Origin of the sequence: Pseudoalteromonas sp. A757, assembly GCF_004103285.1 — a bacterium.
GTDB lineage: Bacteria > Pseudomonadota > Gammaproteobacteria > Enterobacterales > Alteromonadaceae > Pseudoalteromonas > Pseudoalteromonas galatheae.
Genome location: NZ_QNQN01000050.1, coordinates 1 through 16,840, shown reverse-complemented (window position 1 = coordinate 16,840; position 16,840 = coordinate 1). Strand labels below are relative to the sequence as shown.

General features: G+C 42.7%; 14 protein-coding genes. 11 read left to right on the top strand and 3 right to left on the bottom strand.

Annotated elements, in window-relative coordinates; translation table 11 throughout:
* Window positions 1-132: 132 nt before the first annotated feature.
* Window positions 133-282: a hypothetical protein gene (locus tag DRB05_RS22610; RefSeq protein ID WP_161568666.1), complete on the top strand. Its 150-nt coding sequence runs from the start codon at window positions 133-135 to the stop codon at window positions 280-282.
* Between the two features lie 142 nt (window positions 283-424).
* Here DRB05_RS22610 and cmoB read toward each other — a convergent pair whose 3' ends face one another.
* Both cmoB and cmoA read right to left on the bottom strand, forming a co-directional pair.
* Window positions 425-1,393, bottom strand: a complete 969-nt coding sequence (cmoB, locus tag DRB05_RS01465) for a tRNA 5-methoxyuridine(34)/uridine 5-oxyacetic acid(34) synthase CmoB (protein ID WP_128725353.1) — start codon at window positions 1,391-1,393, stop codon at window positions 425-427.
* A gap of 8 nt (window positions 1,394-1,401) precedes the next feature.
* Entirely contained in the window at window positions 1,402-2,127 is a 726-nt protein-coding gene (gene cmoA, locus DRB05_RS01460) for a carboxy-S-adenosyl-L-methionine synthase CmoA (RefSeq protein ID WP_128725352.1), read from the bottom strand.
* A gap of 115 nt (window positions 2,128-2,242) precedes the next feature.
* Here cmoA and DRB05_RS01455 point away from each other — a divergent pair, with 115 nt between their 5' ends.
* Window positions 2,243-2,917: a DUF3334 family protein gene (locus DRB05_RS01455; protein WP_010378035.1), complete on the top strand. Its 675-nt coding sequence runs from the start codon at window positions 2,243-2,245 to the stop codon at window positions 2,915-2,917.
* Window positions 2,918-3,028: 111 nt separating this feature from the next.
* On the opposite strand, the gene DRB05_RS01450 is transcribed toward DRB05_RS01455, so the two are convergent.
* Window positions 3,029-6,760, bottom strand: coding sequence for a response regulator (locus DRB05_RS01450; protein ID WP_128725351.1), 3,732 nt, complete (start codon window positions 6,758-6,760; stop codon window positions 3,029-3,031).
* Between the two features lie 106 nt (window positions 6,761-6,866).
* Between DRB05_RS01450 and DRB05_RS01445 the strand changes: the two genes are divergently transcribed.
* The 9 genes from DRB05_RS01445 (at window position 6,867) to DRB05_RS01405 (ending at window position 16,748) form a co-directional block, all read left to right on the top strand.
* The gene (locus tag DRB05_RS01445; RefSeq protein ID WP_128725350.1) at window positions 6,867-7,988 is read left to right on the top strand and encodes a hybrid sensor histidine kinase/response regulator; all 1,122 of its coding nucleotides are present in this window, start codon (window positions 6,867-6,869) and stop codon (window positions 7,986-7,988) included.
* A 385-nt stretch (window positions 7,989-8,373) separates the two neighbouring features.
* On the top strand, window positions 8,374-9,216 hold the full coding sequence (locus tag DRB05_RS01440; RefSeq protein ID WP_128725349.1) for a 2OG-Fe(II) oxygenase family protein: 843 nt from the start codon (window positions 8,374-8,376) through the stop codon (window positions 9,214-9,216).
* Window positions 9,217-9,538: 322 nt separating this feature from the next.
* The gene (locus DRB05_RS01435) at window positions 9,539-10,450 is read left to right on the top strand and encodes a BadF/BadG/BcrA/BcrD ATPase family protein (RefSeq protein ID WP_128725348.1); all 912 of its coding nucleotides are present in this window, start codon (window positions 9,539-9,541) and stop codon (window positions 10,448-10,450) included.
* Window positions 10,450-11,574 (top strand): N-acetylglucosamine-6-phosphate deacetylase, encoded by a 1,125-nt coding sequence (gene nagA / locus DRB05_RS01430; protein ID WP_128725347.1) that lies wholly within the window; start codon window positions 10,450-10,452, stop codon window positions 11,572-11,574. Before DRB05_RS01435 ends, nagA begins: the two co-directional genes overlap by 1 nt.
* 258 nt (window positions 11,575-11,832) lie before the next feature.
* Window positions 11,833-12,966: a DUF5009 domain-containing protein gene (locus DRB05_RS01425; RefSeq protein ID WP_128725346.1), complete on the top strand. Its 1,134-nt coding sequence runs from the start codon at window positions 11,833-11,835 to the stop codon at window positions 12,964-12,966.
* 263 nt (window positions 12,967-13,229) lie between these two features.
* Window positions 13,230-14,024, top strand: coding sequence for a glucosamine-6-phosphate deaminase (gene nagB, locus DRB05_RS01420; RefSeq protein ID WP_045988699.1), 795 nt, complete (start codon window positions 13,230-13,232; stop codon window positions 14,022-14,024).
* Between the two features lie 148 nt (window positions 14,025-14,172).
* Entirely contained in the window at window positions 14,173-15,075 is a 903-nt protein-coding gene (gene nudC / locus DRB05_RS01415; protein WP_128725380.1) for an NAD(+) diphosphatase, read from the top strand.
* Window positions 15,076-15,077: 2 nt separating this feature from the next.
* A complete protein-coding gene (locus DRB05_RS01410; protein ID WP_128725345.1) occupies window positions 15,078-16,256 on the top strand; it encodes a cystathionine beta-lyase in 1,179 nt (392 codons plus the stop codon).
* Window positions 16,257-16,520: 264 nt separating this feature from the next.
* A complete protein-coding gene (locus DRB05_RS01405) occupies window positions 16,521-16,748 on the top strand; it encodes a hypothetical protein (RefSeq protein WP_010378049.1) in 228 nt (75 codons plus the stop codon).
* Window positions 16,749-16,840 lie beyond the last annotated feature (92 nt).

The window sequence follows — 16,840 nt, the reverse complement described above, 5'->3', positions numbered from 1 at the left end:
GGGATTCAAAATTTAGCTCAATTGAGACACTAACTAAGCGAAAAGAGATAGCCAAGTATTTGCGAAGTGTTTTATTTTTGCTTATATTTTGGTAAAAGGTATGTAACATTAAATCGTAATTAAGGATAACAAATGAAGTTAAAAATAAAAAAGAAGAGCATATTGAACCTGTCCGATAAAAAGTCACTTAACCAAAAGTTAACACCACAAGTAGGGGGTGGTGGTTTTACATCGAGCTGGTTTGAAGAGTTAAGCAAAGCCTACTGCGATATTGCTAAATAACGTGAGATCGCAATAGTTAATAAGATACTAGACTGACCCTTGAGCCTAAGCTGTACTCAAATTGAGATGTTGACCTCGTTCGAGAACAAGGCAACATCTAGCTGAAATGACTTAGCGTTCACTTTCACTTGGAATAGACTGCTTAAGCCTTTGCGATAAAAATTGCACGGAGCGGAGCTGGGTAGCCTTCTATCGTTTTGCTTGAGTCATTAGGGTCTAAAAAGTCAGCAAGCGACTCTGTTTCCATCCAATGAGTTTGGCGCTGTTCGTCTAACGACGTGACATCTTTGTTTACTACCTTGATATCTTTAAAGCCCACGCGCTCCAGCCACAATGTTAATGCATCACAGCTTGGAATAAACCATACATTGCGCATTTTTGCGTAGCGATCGGTCGGCACTAATACTGTATTTACATCGCCTTCTACCACGAGCGTTTCTAGCACTAATTCGCCACCTTTTCTTAGTTGAGACCTTAGCTGTGCTAAGAAGTCGATTGGTGAACGACGGTGATACAGCACGCCCATTGAAAACACAGTATCAAATGCTTTTAGCTCAGGCAGTTGCTCTACACCTAGCGGTAGTAAATGTACATTGGGATCGGGGTTAAAGTGTTTAATAGTCTGGAATTGACACAAAAACAGATCGGAAGGATCAATACCAACTACAAGCTCTGCGCCTTCACCGCGCATACGCCACAAGTGATAACCAGAGCCACAGCCAATATCCAACACATTACGGCCATAAAGGTCACTAATATGAGGAAGCAATCTGTCCCATTTCCAGTCGCTGCGCCACTCAGTATCAATATGGACACCATGCAAGTGAAAAGGTCCCTTACGCCACGGCATCATGCGTTTTAGTAAATGTGTTAACTGCTTTTGATGACCTTCACTAACGTCTTCGCCAGTACCTATCTCAACTTTGGTTTTTATATCAACATGCGTGGTTGAGATCTCTGGTAGATTTTTTATGACTTTTTCCCACTTCGGCCAGTCGCCATGTTGGGCCTCTTTCTGCCAATGGCTAAGCTGAGCAGGTAATGTTTCTAGCCAATGGCTTAGTGGTGTTTTTGCAATGGTTGCATAAAAGTCGGTAAACCAATGATTCATAATTGCCTCTATTTTATTGCTACCATTGAGCAGAAGTTAAAACACTGATACCACACTTGAGTTTGATTAAAGCCGATATCCTCTAATCTTGTCATATGAGTACTTAATGAGTCCGTACGCATTACGTTTTCGATCGCGGTGCGTTTTTGGCTGATCTCTAATTCTGAGTAGCCATTGTGACGTTTAAAGTCGTGATGAAGGTCAATAAGTAAGTTGTCTTTAGTACCGTTTTCACCGCGAATTTTTTCACTTAATAACAGTACGCCACCAGGTTTCAGGCCTTGGTATATTTTTTCTAGAACCGCTTTGCGGTTTTCTGATGGGATAAACTGTAGGGTGAAGTTCATCGCAACGACAGACGCGTTGCTAATCTCTATTTCATTGATATCACCTAAAGTGACTGAGACTGGGACATCGGATTTAAAGCCTTTTAAATGCAGTTGGCAGCGCTCTACCATGGGCTGGGAATTATCCACGGCAATGATATGACAGTTTTCTTTATCTATATTTCTACGCATGCTTAGTGTGACCGCGCCTAAAGAGCAGCCTAAGTCATATAGGTTAGAGTTACTTTGCGCGTAAGTACCCGCAAGTTTGCCCATTGTGCTTACTATTGTCGCGTAGCCCGGCACTGAGCGCTGGATCATATCTGGAAACACTTCGACGACATTGGCGTCAAAAGTGAAATCTTTTACTGCTTGCTCAGTGGCATAAATACTGTCTTTGCCCGTCACATTAAATCTCTCTTTGAAAATAATCTCGCTATTTTAGCATTTTATGCTGGATAGTCAGTGATAAATTCAGTAGCTTGGCTACTATTAACAATAAGAAGTAAATATGAGACCAAAAATGGCGAAAAGCAAAGTGATTAGCACAGAAGATATTCTTTCAACGCTATGCCACTCAGTAACAGAAGTTCTGTCATCGGCAAGCGGCAACCAAATTAACTATTCCGCGATGGTACAGAAGATCACTCGTACCTGTATGAGACCTGACATCGGCTGTTTCGTATTGTTTGATGGCGGTTTTACCGGTTTAGTCGTAACTAACTTTACCGCGCAAGCAGCAATGGAGGTGTATACCGACTACATGCGTAATATGGGCATGCCTGAAGAAGAAATTGCGCATAGTCATTTGTCCGATGACGTTGCCAACGTATTGGGTGAGTTGATGAACCAGATTGTCGGTGATTTCACCAACAAAGTACGCGAGCAGCTACATACCTCTATCACGCAAAACCAGCCTAAGATGATGGCCATCAACAAACAGGTGCAGATCTCGGTAGACACAACGATGGATCGCCCGCAGGCAAGACGCGTTACCTTTACCACTCAAGGCCAGAATATTTTCTATCTTGAATTGGCAATGGATAAAACTGAATTCATTAAGCTACATGACTTTGATATTGCTGAGTCGGTAGATCCAGATGACATTATTGCAAGTCAGGCTGAAAAGAAAAAGCCGGCGAAGCCGCAGGAAGAAGATGTTGTAGATGACGACTTTATGGATCAGTTGGGACTGTAATAACCGTTTTTAAGTAAACATCTTGGAGCATATAAAGAAAGGCCATATCATTGGCCTTTTTATTACGGCAAAATCTTCATTTCGGCTTCGGATAAATATATAGCAATAGCCCTAATGTAGTGCGCCTTTTTCTATATTCAGCTCGGGTGCTTCTTCTACATGTTTAATAGATGTCAGCATCATAAAGGCTTCATTGAACTCAAAACGGGCAATGGCGGTTTTTAATTTCTGTAGCTCTGGTTCAGTCAAATAGCTACTTACTGAAATTGAGTCTACGAGTTCTGTAGCTTGAGTATCATAATCTCTTAACGCACACGCGAGCTGAATGAGTTCCTCTAGTTGACTATTTCCGGCTGTCGCCTCATTGTTTTTCATTACATTTTCTACTTGTTGAGACGCTTCTCTTTTACGGCGCTTTTGGCATTGTTCCTGTGCATATTTAACGTATTTAATCAGCTCGTCAATTTCGCTCGCATTAGGAGGGCGGACGTTTAGAGAGGCTTCAATCTGCTTAAACTCCTCGGTCAGCTTAACAATCGAAAGGTTAGCGCTAGCGCCCTTTAATGCATGTAACATACTATGTGCAAGTTCAAAATTCTCAATCGCTAAAGCCTGTTTTAAATTGATCAGCTCCTCAACCTGCTGGGATAGAAACTTTTCTAATATATCGAAGTAAACCTTTTGGTTGCCTGCGGCTCGAGCAATGCCCTCCGCAATATCAATGCCTTCAAACTCAATGACTTCATTAACTTCCTCTACTTCTGCAGAGGCTTCTGGTGGGGTTGCCACAGGTTCCGTTGAAAGGATATCGGTCTCAGCGTTTGCGTATTTCAAAATACTGTTAACGAGTTGCTCAACATCGATGGGTTTGGCGACGTGGTCATTCATACCAGCATCAATGCAAGTTTGGATGTCTTCTTCCATCGCATTGGCGGTCATAGCAAGAATAGGAAGCGCACTTTCATCGAACTCCATACGAAGGTTTTGCGTCGCGGTAATACCATCCATCACTGGCATTTGCATATCCATTAAAACAATATCTATGTGTTTGTTATGAACTTGCTCAATGGCTTCTTGCCCATTATCAGCGACTGACACTTGAGCTCCGAAGCTAGACAATATCTCTACAGCGATCTCCTGATTGACAGGTTGATCCTCCGCAACCAAAATCGATATGCCATTTAGTGCTTGTTTACTAATTGTTTGTTCTTTTTTGGTGATAGTGGTTCTTACTTCTGGTGAGTCAAACACGGCATTTTGAATAACATCCACGAGATTTGATGGATTAATCGGTTTTAAAAGTACACCATCGACTAAATTGGCTTGGCTATCGTTGAGGTTTAACTCCCGACCATAAGCTGTGACTAAAATAAATTTACTCTGTGATATATCAATTTGCGATTGCAGCTTAGTAATTAGTTCGATGCCATCTATTTTTGGCATATGCCAATCGACGAAAATAAGGTCTGGTAAGTCTTGTGTCAGGACGAACTGATTTAACGCCTTATGAGGGTCTAAATAAGCACAAACCTGCATACCAAAGTTTGTTAGCATGCCGCTTAGCACGTCCAAAGCGTGCTGGTTGTCATCAATGATTGTTGCTGACAGTCCAGATAAGTGAGTTGAGGCCATTTTCGCCTGACTCAGTTCGTCACTGACTTCCATCTCTAATGTGAAATAAAACTCCGAACCGACGTTTTCTTCACTCTCTACGTATATCTCTCCCCCCATCAGCTTAACCAGTTGTTGCGAAATAGTGAGGCCGAGTCCTGTACCACCATATTTACGTGTGATTGAGTTGTCCGCTTGAGAGAAAGATTGGAATAGATTTTTTTGCTGGCGCTTATTCATGCCAATACCAGAGTCTTTTACGCTAAATTTAATTTTTGCTAACCCTTTTTCGACATTGACAAGGGCAACACGAATAACAACCTCACCAGTTTCTGTGAATTTAACCGCGTTACCCGCTAGATTGATGAGGACTTGACTTATTCTAAATTGATCACCAATCACGCAGTAGGGCACTTGTGAGTCGAGATCGAAGACCAACTCTAGTTGTTTTTCTTGGGCTTTTACACTGACGATGGTGGCGACACTGTCGAGTAGCTTTTCTGTTGAAAAAGCCTGATATTCTAACTCGATTTTGCCCGCTTCGATTTTTGAAAAATCGAGTATATCGTTGATCAATCTTAGTAATTGTTTTGCCGCAGTATCTATTTTTGATACGTAGTCGTGCTGTTTTGCATTTAATTCGGTTGCGAGTGCGAGATGAGACATACCAATAATCGCGTTCATTGGGGTTCTAATTTCATGGCTCATGTTGGCGAGAAATTCGCTTTTCGCTTTTGCCGAGTTTTGGGCCAAGTCTTTTGCTTCTATGAGCTCACGTTGTAGCTGGTTCCTCTCCGAGACATCAAGGTACATGCCAACAACTCCAGCGACAGCGCCATTTTCATTAAAAAATGGCGCTTCGTATACAATAAGTTCTCGAGCCTGTTCTTGGCCATCAAGCAAAAGTACTTCGTAGGTTTGCTCTTGGGTTGTGGTGATAATTTCGTGGGCCTTGGACTCAAATAGACTGGCTATTCCTAAATCAAAAACCTCGTCTAGTTTGGCGCCAATCACATCTACTTCGAATTGATCTAACAGTGCCAAAAAGGACTTGTTTACCCCCATAAATACACCGTCAGTCGACCGATAGTAAGTAGGATTTGGGATAGCATTAATTATATGATGAGTAAGCTCAAGCTGTTCGCTTAAGGCTGACTCCGTTTTTTGTTGCTTTTCGATATTTTCATTAATAGCAAGCGCGAGACTTAAGTCCTTACACAAGTATTCAAGTGCTTCAAATTGACTGTCTATGAGCGACTGAGCACTCCCGACGAGCAGTACGTAAACTACATGATTACCAATGGTCAGTGGAAAGCAATAACGGCCTTGGATCTTGATTTCAGCTCCTTGCGCTTTGAGCCACAGGGGTTCTTGTTGTATTTGTGGCTCGTTATTTGCCGCGCAAAGCTCAATTGTGGACGTAATAATTGATTGGCTCGGCGTAACCCCATGGCTTTTCACTAGAGACACGGTACTATCTTCTAAATTGGCGTAGAGACAGACACTCGGAGCATTGAACTCATTGGCAATAAACTCTAGGGCATGGCGAACAATAGGCTCTGAGCCGGTGATAGATTTGAGTTCGCGATTATAACTTTCGATAATTGCGGCTGACGCTAACTTTTGGCTTTGTGAGGTGGTGGCTGCATGGATTGCATGTGTGAGTCGTTTTACATCCGCATCACTATTTGTAGGACCAACAGAAAGGGGGGCACCGTTTAACGCTTGTGCACGTAGGGTATTGACTATGCGATAGAGCGGTGAAAAATGCTTGGTGCGCATGAACCAAACATAAAAGCTTAAAAATAGTGTTAATACCGCGAAAGCAAGACCAGTAATAAACAATATTTGTAGTTGTTGATTGGTACTTGTTTCAAGTTCAGCGTTAGCAATGATAGGCAGTTGTGAAATGGCGCTTTGATAGCTTTGAGGGAAATCCGTATTTTCAACTGCATCTGCTAACAATCGAGATTTTAATCTTGCTTGGGTTTCATAAATTTGTTGTAGCGGAAGTGGTATTGTATGACTCGGTGCAGGTTTGATGTCATCGAGCCATTGGGAATTTTTGTCTTTACTATACATCTCAAGAGACAAATGGTTGTGGTAAGCAGTATTGATGTCGGTCGCGAGTGTGCTTTGGGTAGTTGTTGCATAGTATATAAGCGCTGCGCTTCCTATGGCTGCCATTATGGCGAAAAGTGCCACCCAACTTAATAATGCTTTTGAGGACATAAGTTATTATTTACGCGTGAATTTATATATAAACATAGTCGCGATATACAAATTCTCAAGCTATGATGTAAAAAGTGTCTATCTTTAGGACGTTGAGTACCGTTAAATGTCTGACATTCTAATTGTTGATGATATGCCGGAAAACCTTCAAGTATTGCAACTCATACTAAGAAAAGAAGGATACAAAGTATTAGCAGCTCGAGGAGGGGACATTGCACTGGGTATCGTTAAAAAGCATCAGCCTGAATTAATAATTACCGATATAAAAATGCCAAATATGTCGGGAATTGAACTTTGTAAGGTGCTTAAGTCCGACAATTCGACGGCGGTCATTCCTGTTGTCTTTGTCAGTGCATACGAAGACAGCGAGAGCTTAGTACAAGCATTCGAGGTTGGTGGTGTTGACTACATCACTAAACCCTATAAACCCGCTGAAATTATAGCCAGAGTAAACACCCAATTTAAGTTAATTGAAGCGCAAAAGTTAGCAGTAAAACAGCAGTTATCTAAAGCCATAAACCAAATGGTGATGGGGATAGCACACGAAATTAATACTCCCCTCGGTACCTGTATTACATCAAACACCTTTTTAGAAGGTGTCATGGAAGAGCTGCAGAGTGCACTTACCGCAGGTAAGCTTACGCAGGATGGGTTGGCTGCGGGATTTGAGCAAATCAAAGACAGCAGCGCGCTGTGTAGCCGCAACTTAGAGAAAGTCGCTAAGTTTGTCAGTTTGTTAAAGTCAATTTCTCAGTCAGAGCGAGATAGTTGCTGTATTGAAATCAAATTGAAAGAAATAGAAACAAGACTGAAAAAAGACTTTTCCAAGCAAGACGTACAAATCCAGTTTGTTGGTAACACATCAATGGAGGTTTATGTTGATGGACAAGCATTGATTGAGGTCTTGAGCAACTTAGTTGAAAATTCTATCGCTCATGCGTGGATTGACCATGATCATCTTGCCATCATCACTTTTACGCTTTTGGGTAACAACTTACATGTTAATTACTCCGATAATGGAGTAGGGCTCAGAGGAATTAGTACACACGAGTTATTAAAGCCATTTGTGACGACAAAAAGAGGTAATGCAGGCCATGTTGGATTAAGCGCGAACTTAGCTGCTAATTTGGTGTCAGGGGCACTTAACGGAGAGTTTAGTGTGAGAAATACACCGCAAGGATTGGAGTGGGATATCCAAATACCGATAGATCCTCCCGAGAATGCTTGATCTGCGTCAAAAGTAGCAGGTCCTATATATAAAAGCGGACATAAGTCCTTATATCATTTGCCCTAATTCAATAAGCTCGCTCGCTGTTAAAACGTAATCTTTAAAAAGTACTCTGCTAACTATGTAATTAGCTACACTTTTTGAAGAATTATCGACAACACGATCGTATAAGGGCTTTTTAGCCTTTGCTGTTGCTGTTTTTAGCGAGACTTGTTAAACACAAGTTTATTGTTTAAAACAACCCACTAGGTTAACAGACCCGATAACATACGCCTTACCTTCTACTAGGTACGCAGTGTTGAGATGACACGGGAAGTGCGTTATTTACCCCAATGTGCAATTGAGTAAATAACCATGAATTACTAATAATTTTGGTGGAACCATTATGCAACAGTTACCTACCGTAGACTATCAATCGCCAAATGCTGCGAAAGAATTTGTAGAATCTTTAAGAAACACGGGTTTCGGTGTACTAAAAAATCACCCAATCCCACAAGAGTTGGTTGAATCAATCTACAAACATTGGCAAGAATTTTTTAATTCAGAAGAAAAACACGAGTTCCTTTTCAATAAAGAAACCCAAGATGGTTACTTCCCACCAGAAGTATCCGAGGTTGCGAAAGGTTTTACAGTAAAAGACATTAAAGAGTACTTTCACGTTTATCCAAAAGGTCGTGTACCGGCTCAATTAGAAGCAGAAATTCGTGAATATTACCGTTTAGCGAACGAGTTTGCGCAAGAATTACTAAGCTGGGTACAAGCTGAAGCGCCTGAAGATGTGAGAGCGAGATTCTCTATTGATCTCAAAGATATGATCAAAGAATCAGAGCAAACATTGCTGCGTATTCTTCATTACCCGCCGATGACAGGTGATGAAGAACCGGGTGCAATTCGCGCCGCAGCTCATGGTGATATCAATCTACTTACTGTATTGCCTGCGGCAAATGAGCCTGGCCTACAAGTGCAAAGACAAGATGGCAGCTGGTTAGACGTACCATGCGACTTTGGTTCGCTAATTATTAACATTGGTGACATGCTACAAGAAGCGTCGGGTGATTACTTCCCATCGACAATTCACCGTGTGATTAACCCCACAGGAAAAGCGTCGACGAAATCTCGTATTTCATTGCCACTATTCTTACATCCAAGACCGGATGTTGTGTTGTCAGAGCGTTACACTGCAGATAGCTATTTGCAAGAGCGTTTAAGAGAACTTGGGGTTAAGTAATCTAGACTTACGATAGCGAATAACCTGAACGATAAGGTTAAATCTTTAAAGCGACTTGATGTAATATTGAGTCGCTTTTTTATTATGTGTCTAACAATCCCTAATCTCTGTTAGCCCTTGTAATTTGACGATTATTGCAATTTTTCACTGACAATCCTCACAAACTATGCAATATTAGTTTTTTTCAAAATGAAGAAATTTCTTGAAAAATTTAATGACAACGCTGTCATTTGTTGTGTAACATCAATTCAACATGAATGAAAAACCGTGTCCAACGAAAACAATAACGCGGTCTAATCCAGAACAAAGTAGGGGTCTTTACATGATGGCTAAACAGGTTAACCAAGACCAACTATACATCGGCGTCGATGGTGGTGGAACAAAATGCCGCGCTACAATTTATTCTCTTCAACATGGCGTTTTGGGTACGGGTCTAGGCGGTCCTGCGAATCCCCTACATGGTCTAGAGCGCACGCTTGAATCTATCATGGTGTCGACACAAATGGCGTTACAAGACGCGGGTCTTCGTGTTGAACAAGTACATGAGCTAAATGCAGGTCTTGGCCTTGCAGGTGTTAACTTACCCGCGCTCTATGACAAAATCATGCAGTGGGAACATCCCTTTAAACAAATGTTCCTTACCACAGACCTACACACCGCGTGTATTGGTGCTCATGAAGGTAGCGATGGTGCCGTGATTATTACGGGCACCGGTTCCTGTGGTTTTGCGTTAGTTGATGGTAAAACAGTGAACTATGGTGGTCATGGTTTTGCGCAAGGTGATATGGGCAGTGGCGCTTGGATGGGATTAGAGGCGGTAAAAGCTGCGTTACTCGATCTCGATGGCCTTGGCGAAAAAACGTCATTGAGCCGAGTATTGCTAGAGCATTTCAGTGCGAAAGGGGCAATGGGTATTGCAGAGCAAATGGCGGGGCAGCCGTCTAGCGGCTATGCAAAGCTGGCTCGTTATGTATTAGAGCAAGCAAAGCTAAATGATGAAGTTGCCCTCTCAATTGTGAAGTCAGGTGCGGAATATATCAGTCGGTTAGCGCAGCGTTTACTTGAATTAAACCCGCCTAGACTCTCTATGATCGGCGGATTATCCGAGCCGCTACAACCTTGGCTCGACCCAGACGTTGCAAAGCAAGTCCAATTACCAAAGCAACCTCCTGAAATGGGGGCTATTTACTTTGCTATTCAAAGTGCAGGTCAAGAATTTAAAAAGGCGAACTAATGACAACTCAATGTTATTTTGCTCCAGAGTTTTTTGATGGTGAATGTTTTAAAAATAACGTTTTTTTCGAGGTAAAGAACGGTCAAATTCGTTATGTAACTGAGTCGCAAGTAACCAATGTTAGGAAACTTTCAGGGTTGGTTGTTCCAGGCTTTATTGACGTTCAAGTTAATGGTGGTGGCGGTGCATTTTTTAACGCCGAGCAATCGACGGCATGCTTGGCGACTATGGTTAGAGCACATGGCCAATTTGGTTCCACGGGATTAATGCCAACCCTTATTACTGACAAGATTGAAGTGATGCAACAAGCGGCAGACGCAACAGCAGAAGCGATTGCTACTAATCAGCCCGGAGTGCTTGGGATCCACTTTGAAGGTCCACACTTATCTCATCCTAAAAAGGGTACGCATAGCGAAAAGTTCATCAGACCAATTTCAGAGCAAGAATTTGCGGTTTACGCGCGTCAAGATTTAGGCATCAAAATGGTGACTTTAGCACCTGAAACCGTGCCACTTAGTGATATCGAACGCTTGATTTCATTGGGCGTAAAAGTGTGTATCGGTCATTCAAACGCGGACTATGACACCGCTAACGCTGCACTAAACGTTGGCGTGGATGGTTTTACGCATCTATTTAATGCAATGTCTGCGTTTACTTCCCGTGAGCCGGGCGTTGTCGGTGCCGCGCTTTGGAATGACAATAGCTGGTGTGGTTTGATTGTTGATGGTCATCACGTTCACCCATTGTCGGCGCAGCTTGCGATTCGTACTAAGCAGCGTGGCAAAATGATGCTAGTGACGGATGCCATGCCTCCAGTTGGGACAGATGATACGGAGTTTGACTTTTTTGATGGCAGAAAAGTTATTCGTACCGGTGATCGATTAAATTCAACAACCGGTGAGCTTGCTGGCAGTGTATTGGATATGGCAAGTGCGGTGCGAAATACCGTCAATACGCTTAACGTGAGTCTAGCGGAGAGTTTGCGCATGGCCTCTCTTTACCCTGCGCAATATCTTGGCTTGTCCCAAAAGGGGCATCTAAGATCGGGTGCTGATGCTGATTTCGTGGTGCTCGACAGCGATTTGATTGTGAAGCAAACCTATATTGGTGGTCAGTTGTTATAACTGATTTGCAATTGAATAGTGGGCCGAAATGGCCGTTTAAGTTTCCCTGATAAAACCCCGCAGCAGTACCGCGGGGCTTTGTTTTTTTAGCTTAACCGGTATTTGGTTAAGCATTGGTGGATCGACAACTCAGGAAGTTAGAGTAGTGTGCGTAATGATGCAGTCGCGATTGCAACGCGCATCAAAACTCACCTTGAGGCAAATGGATTTGCGTGATTGAGCGCTCCATAGTAAATGTTTTCACGTGGATAAATAACAATGACAACGAATAATAAGCCAAAGCGACTTGCGTCTTTAGATGCCTTACGCGGCATGGATATGTTCTGGATCTTAGGTGGCCAGTCTATTTTTGCGGCACTGTTTGTACTAACTGGGTGGCAAGGGTGGAAGGCGTTCGAAGCGCACACGCTGCACAGCCCTTGGCATGGCTTCACTTTTTATGATCTTATCTTTCCACTATTTATCTTTTTATCGGGTGTGGCGATGGGCTTGTCACCTAAACGTATCGACCATCTACCCTTCAAAGAACGTAAACCGTTTTATCTCAAAGCACTGAAGCGCCTTTTGTTACTGTGTGCTTTTGGCGTGTTATACAACCATGGTTGGGGAACTGGGATCCCAATGGATCCTGACGGTATTCGCTACGCCAGTGTATTAGGTCGTATCGCGTTTGCTTGGTTCTTTTGTGCTTTACTGGTTTGGCATACCAGCTTGCGAACCTTAGCCTATGCGGGTTTAGGCATATTGTTATTTTATTGGTTACTGCTTTGCTTTATCCCGGTTCCTGGTGGGCAAGCGGGGGACTTAAGTGCAAATGGTGTTGGTAGTTGGAATGCGTTTATTGATACGTATTTTCTACCAGGGATCAGTTATCAAAACCGTCCGGTTGACCCAGAAGGTGTGCTGTCAAGCTTACCTGCCATTGTAAACGCTATCGCAGGTGTATTTGCTGGTCGTGCGATTGCCAATGCACAAACGCAAGGAGAGTGGAAAACCGTTGGTATTTTGGCAGCCTCAGGTGTACTCGTCTTAGCACTAGGTTGGCTTTGGGACATGCAATTTCCAGTTAATAAAGAACTGTGGACAAGCTCATTTGTGCTAGTAACCGTTGGCTGGAGCGCAATTCTACTTGCGGTATTTTACGCGATAGTAGATGTACTGAGTTTTCAGCGTTGGGCGTATCCATTTGTTATTATTGGGGCTAACTCCATTATTATTTATTTAGCATCAAGCTTAGTGAATTGGACCTTTATTAGTAAAAGCGTATTCGGTGGCGTGATCGCCTCAGTGCCAATTGCGTGGCAACCATTAATTGCTGTTTTTGCGCTACTGGCGGTACAGCTTTTAGTGCTGCATTGGATGTATAAACGCCGTATTTTTGTAAGTGTATAATAATCACAAGCCTTCTTCCAAAAAGCCCACCGTTTTGGGCTTTTTAACATCTTTCGATTGCATAGAGTAAAAAATATCCATATTTTTTTTTCACTTTTGCTTTACAAGCGAATTATTTCTGATAATAATGACAGCGTTGTCATAATGGTAATAACCTAATGTTGTGTATCCCAATTAGGTTCGATCTGACCTTGCTTTGATTGCACGCGAGGCAAGGCTCAGATCCCATTTTATTCTAATCATCTCAACATTTGGTTAATCGTATGCAAGTAGTCATTTTAAAAGACGCTGCCGAAGTGGCAGCATATGGTGCAGACATTTTTACAACGCAATTAAAGCGTAAAGCTAACTCTGTGTTGGGATTAGCGACGGGTTCAACACCGGTCGCTTTGTATCAAGAATTAATTAAGCGTAACCAAGCGAACGAAATCAGTTTTGCTGAAGTTACCAGCTTTAACCTAGATGAATATTTAGGCTTAGATGGCTCGCACCCACAAAGTTATCGTTACTTTATGCAGCAGCAGCTGTTTGACCATATCAACATTGATAAAAGTAACACGCACGTACCGCCGGGGGATGCAAAAAATCCAATTACGGCGTGCGGCGAATATGAAGCGCGTATTAAATCGGCTGGTGGTATTGATGTACAACTGTTAGGTATTGGCAGAAATGGCCATATTGGCTTTAACGAGCCGTCTTCAGGCTTAACGTCACGCACTCGGGTTAAAACCCTAACGAAAGCGACGATTGATGATAACGCCCGTTTTTTTAAAGCAGATGAGTACCAACCTCACTTGTCAATCACTATGGGTATTGGCACGATTTTAGATGCTAAAAAAGTCGTGTTATTAGCGACTGGTGAAAATAAAGCTGATGCCGTTGTTGCTATGGTGGAAGGCCCGTTAACGGCAGCGTGTCCGGCTTCGGCACTACAAATGCATCGTGATGCTGTAATCGTCATCGATGAAGCTGCGGCATCTAAGCTAAAAGATATTGAATTCTATAAGCATATTGAAAACGAAAATCAAAAGCTGTTGGACTATCTTGCCTCTCTGTAGTGTGAAATCACACTGTAGTTTTCAAAAGCCCATTTATGGGCTTTTTTTTTTGCCTGTACCTTTGTGCTATGGTAGCTTTAAGGTCTCGCCGAGGTGGATAAATTGTTCCAAAACACGAAGGGATAGGGGCTTGCTGTATTACACTCAAATGACGTTGGACAGAGCATCTAACGAAAGAAAAGATCAAAACTGGTTATTATCTCAAATGGGTGACAACAGTCGCTGGTTATTAATTCAAGACGACGCTAATTTAGTGCATGCCCGAGATAATGAATTACACTATCTTTCTCGCACAGAAGTCGCTGATTTAGCACTTCAAGACGCGATATTCTTAGGTCGTGACGAAGCGCACAGCTATTTTGCGCTTGATGTCTCCAAACAACAAGAAAAGCTTTCTTTTATTGACTCCGAATCAGAATTTATCGATATGCGCCAAGTGGGTCGTAACTTACCAAAGCAACAGGGCTCAATTGGTGTGCTTGCACGAGGCTTATGTTACTGGCATAAAACCCATTGTTTTTGCGGGCGTTGTGGGCAACCCAATAAAATGGTTGAAGCAGGTCATGCAAGACGTTGTGTTAACCCTGAATGCCGCCATATGACGTTTCCACGTACAGATCCCGCCGTTATCATGCTTGTCACTCATGTTTTCCCTGATGGCGTTGAACGCTGTTTGTTGGGCCGTCAGGCTGTTTGGCCAGAAGGTGTATTTTCGACGCTGGCTGGGTTTGTTGACCCCGGCGAGACGTTAGAGCAAGCCGTGATAAGGGAAGTGATGGAAGAGGCGGGGGTTGAAGCATACGACGCCACTTATATTGCCTCACAGCCTTGGCCGTTCCCGTCTTCACTTATGCTTGGGTTTATCGCGAAGGCGAAAACCACAGAGATTTTTGTCGAGCAAGATGAGCTTGAGCAAGCTAAATGGTTTTCACGGGCGGAGCTTAATACATTTTCAGAGTGGGGTGATACAAAGCCCGGCTATAAACTCACCAGAGAAGACTCTATCTCCAGATATTTAGTTGAATACTGGCGTGCACAATCAGAAGAGTAATTATGAAAAAGCATACTAAAATCGTTGCTGCTGGAAGAAAAGCAGAATATACCAAAGGGGTAGTAAACCCAGTTGTTCAGCGCGCCTCTACCGTAGTTTTTGAGAGTGTTGCCGAAATGCAAGAAGCGATAAAAGGCCGTGGACATCGCACCCTGTTTTACGGCCGCCGTGGCACCAATACCCATTTCGCCTTGCAAGATGCCATTACTGAGCTTGAAAATGGTGCGGGTTGCGCCTTATATCCGTCTGGTGCTGCTGCTATCGCACAGTCACTACTGTCATTTTTAAAAGCAGGCGATCACCTGCTGATGGTGGATACTGCCTATGAACCAACCAGAGATTTGTGCGATAAGTTGTTAAAAGGTTATGGTATCGAAACCACTTATTATGACCCTATGGTTGGCGCTGGTATTGACGCGTTAATTCAAGACAATACCAAAGTGTTGTTCTTAGAGTCTCCAGGTTCAATCACCATGGAAGTTCAAGACGTGCCAGCGATGGTTGAAGTTGCAAAGCGCCGTGGCGTTATCACTATGCTTGATAATACGTGGGGTAATGGCTGGCAGTTTCGTCCGCTCGATCATGGTGTTGATATCAGCATTCAAGCCGCAACCAAGTATATTGTTGGGCATTCGGATGTCATGATGGGGGTTGCCGTTGCAAATGAGCGCTATTGGCCTGAGCTTAGAGAGCACTCGTATTTACTTGGTCAATGTACCTCTGCAGATGATGCCTATTTAGCACTACGTGGGTTACGTACTATGCCTGCAAGGTTAAAACAGCACGAGCTGTCGGCAATGACAGTGGCGAAATGGCTCGAAACGCATCCGCTCGTGGACCACGTTAGACATCCCGCTTTTGAGACTTGCCCAGGCCATGAATTCTTCAAGCGAGACTTTGATGGTAGTAATGGTTTATTTTCAATCGTAATGAAAGAAGGTAGCCAAAAGGCGATTAACCGCTTCTTAGATGCCTTATCCCATTTTAAAATGGGTTTCTCATGGGGCGGCTATGAAAGTTTAGTTACAGCTAATAAAACCATGGAGCATTTGCGATCAACCACAGGTTGGGCATTGGGCCCCGTGATCCGCCTTCACATTGGTCTTGAAGACGTAGAAGACTTGATAGAAGATTTAGAACACGCACTTAAAGTCTACGAAAAAAACCTCGGTAAATCTTAAAATTTCGGTTCGACTTATTGGTATGGGGTGCTTCATTTTAAGTGAGCTACCTCGGACTTATTTATACCATTTTGAAGGTCGCATGTTTTTCATCACCTTGACCCAAGTAGTGCCATTACCTAATACTTCCGTTTCATAATTCTCCAAAATTTGTAGACGCAGGTCATATAAAGCTAGTTTTATGGCGTTGAAAGGAGTAACTTTATTTACGTATTTTTGCCAGCTTTACATAAATAATACATAGGAAATTTCAAGGAGAATTATATGATGGAAGTAATGTGGAGTAGTATCAGCGTCATAAGTGCGCTTGTTTACATAGGTTTTATTTTTTTATGTATACCAATTCCCCTCTTTATTTACCTTATTTCAAAGCGAGTCAAAGAAATGAGAGATTTAGCGGTGGAATCAAGGATGGAAATTAAAGAGATCAATGCCAGTTTGAAGTACTTTAAGCGTAAGTACAGGGAATCTATAGAGGAAGGTAATATTTAAGACTTACGTCACAAAGTAACTCCACCCAATTTAGTACAGCTATTTCGTAGAATTTTATGCAGCCTCAAGATAACCAATTGGTGTCATATCGC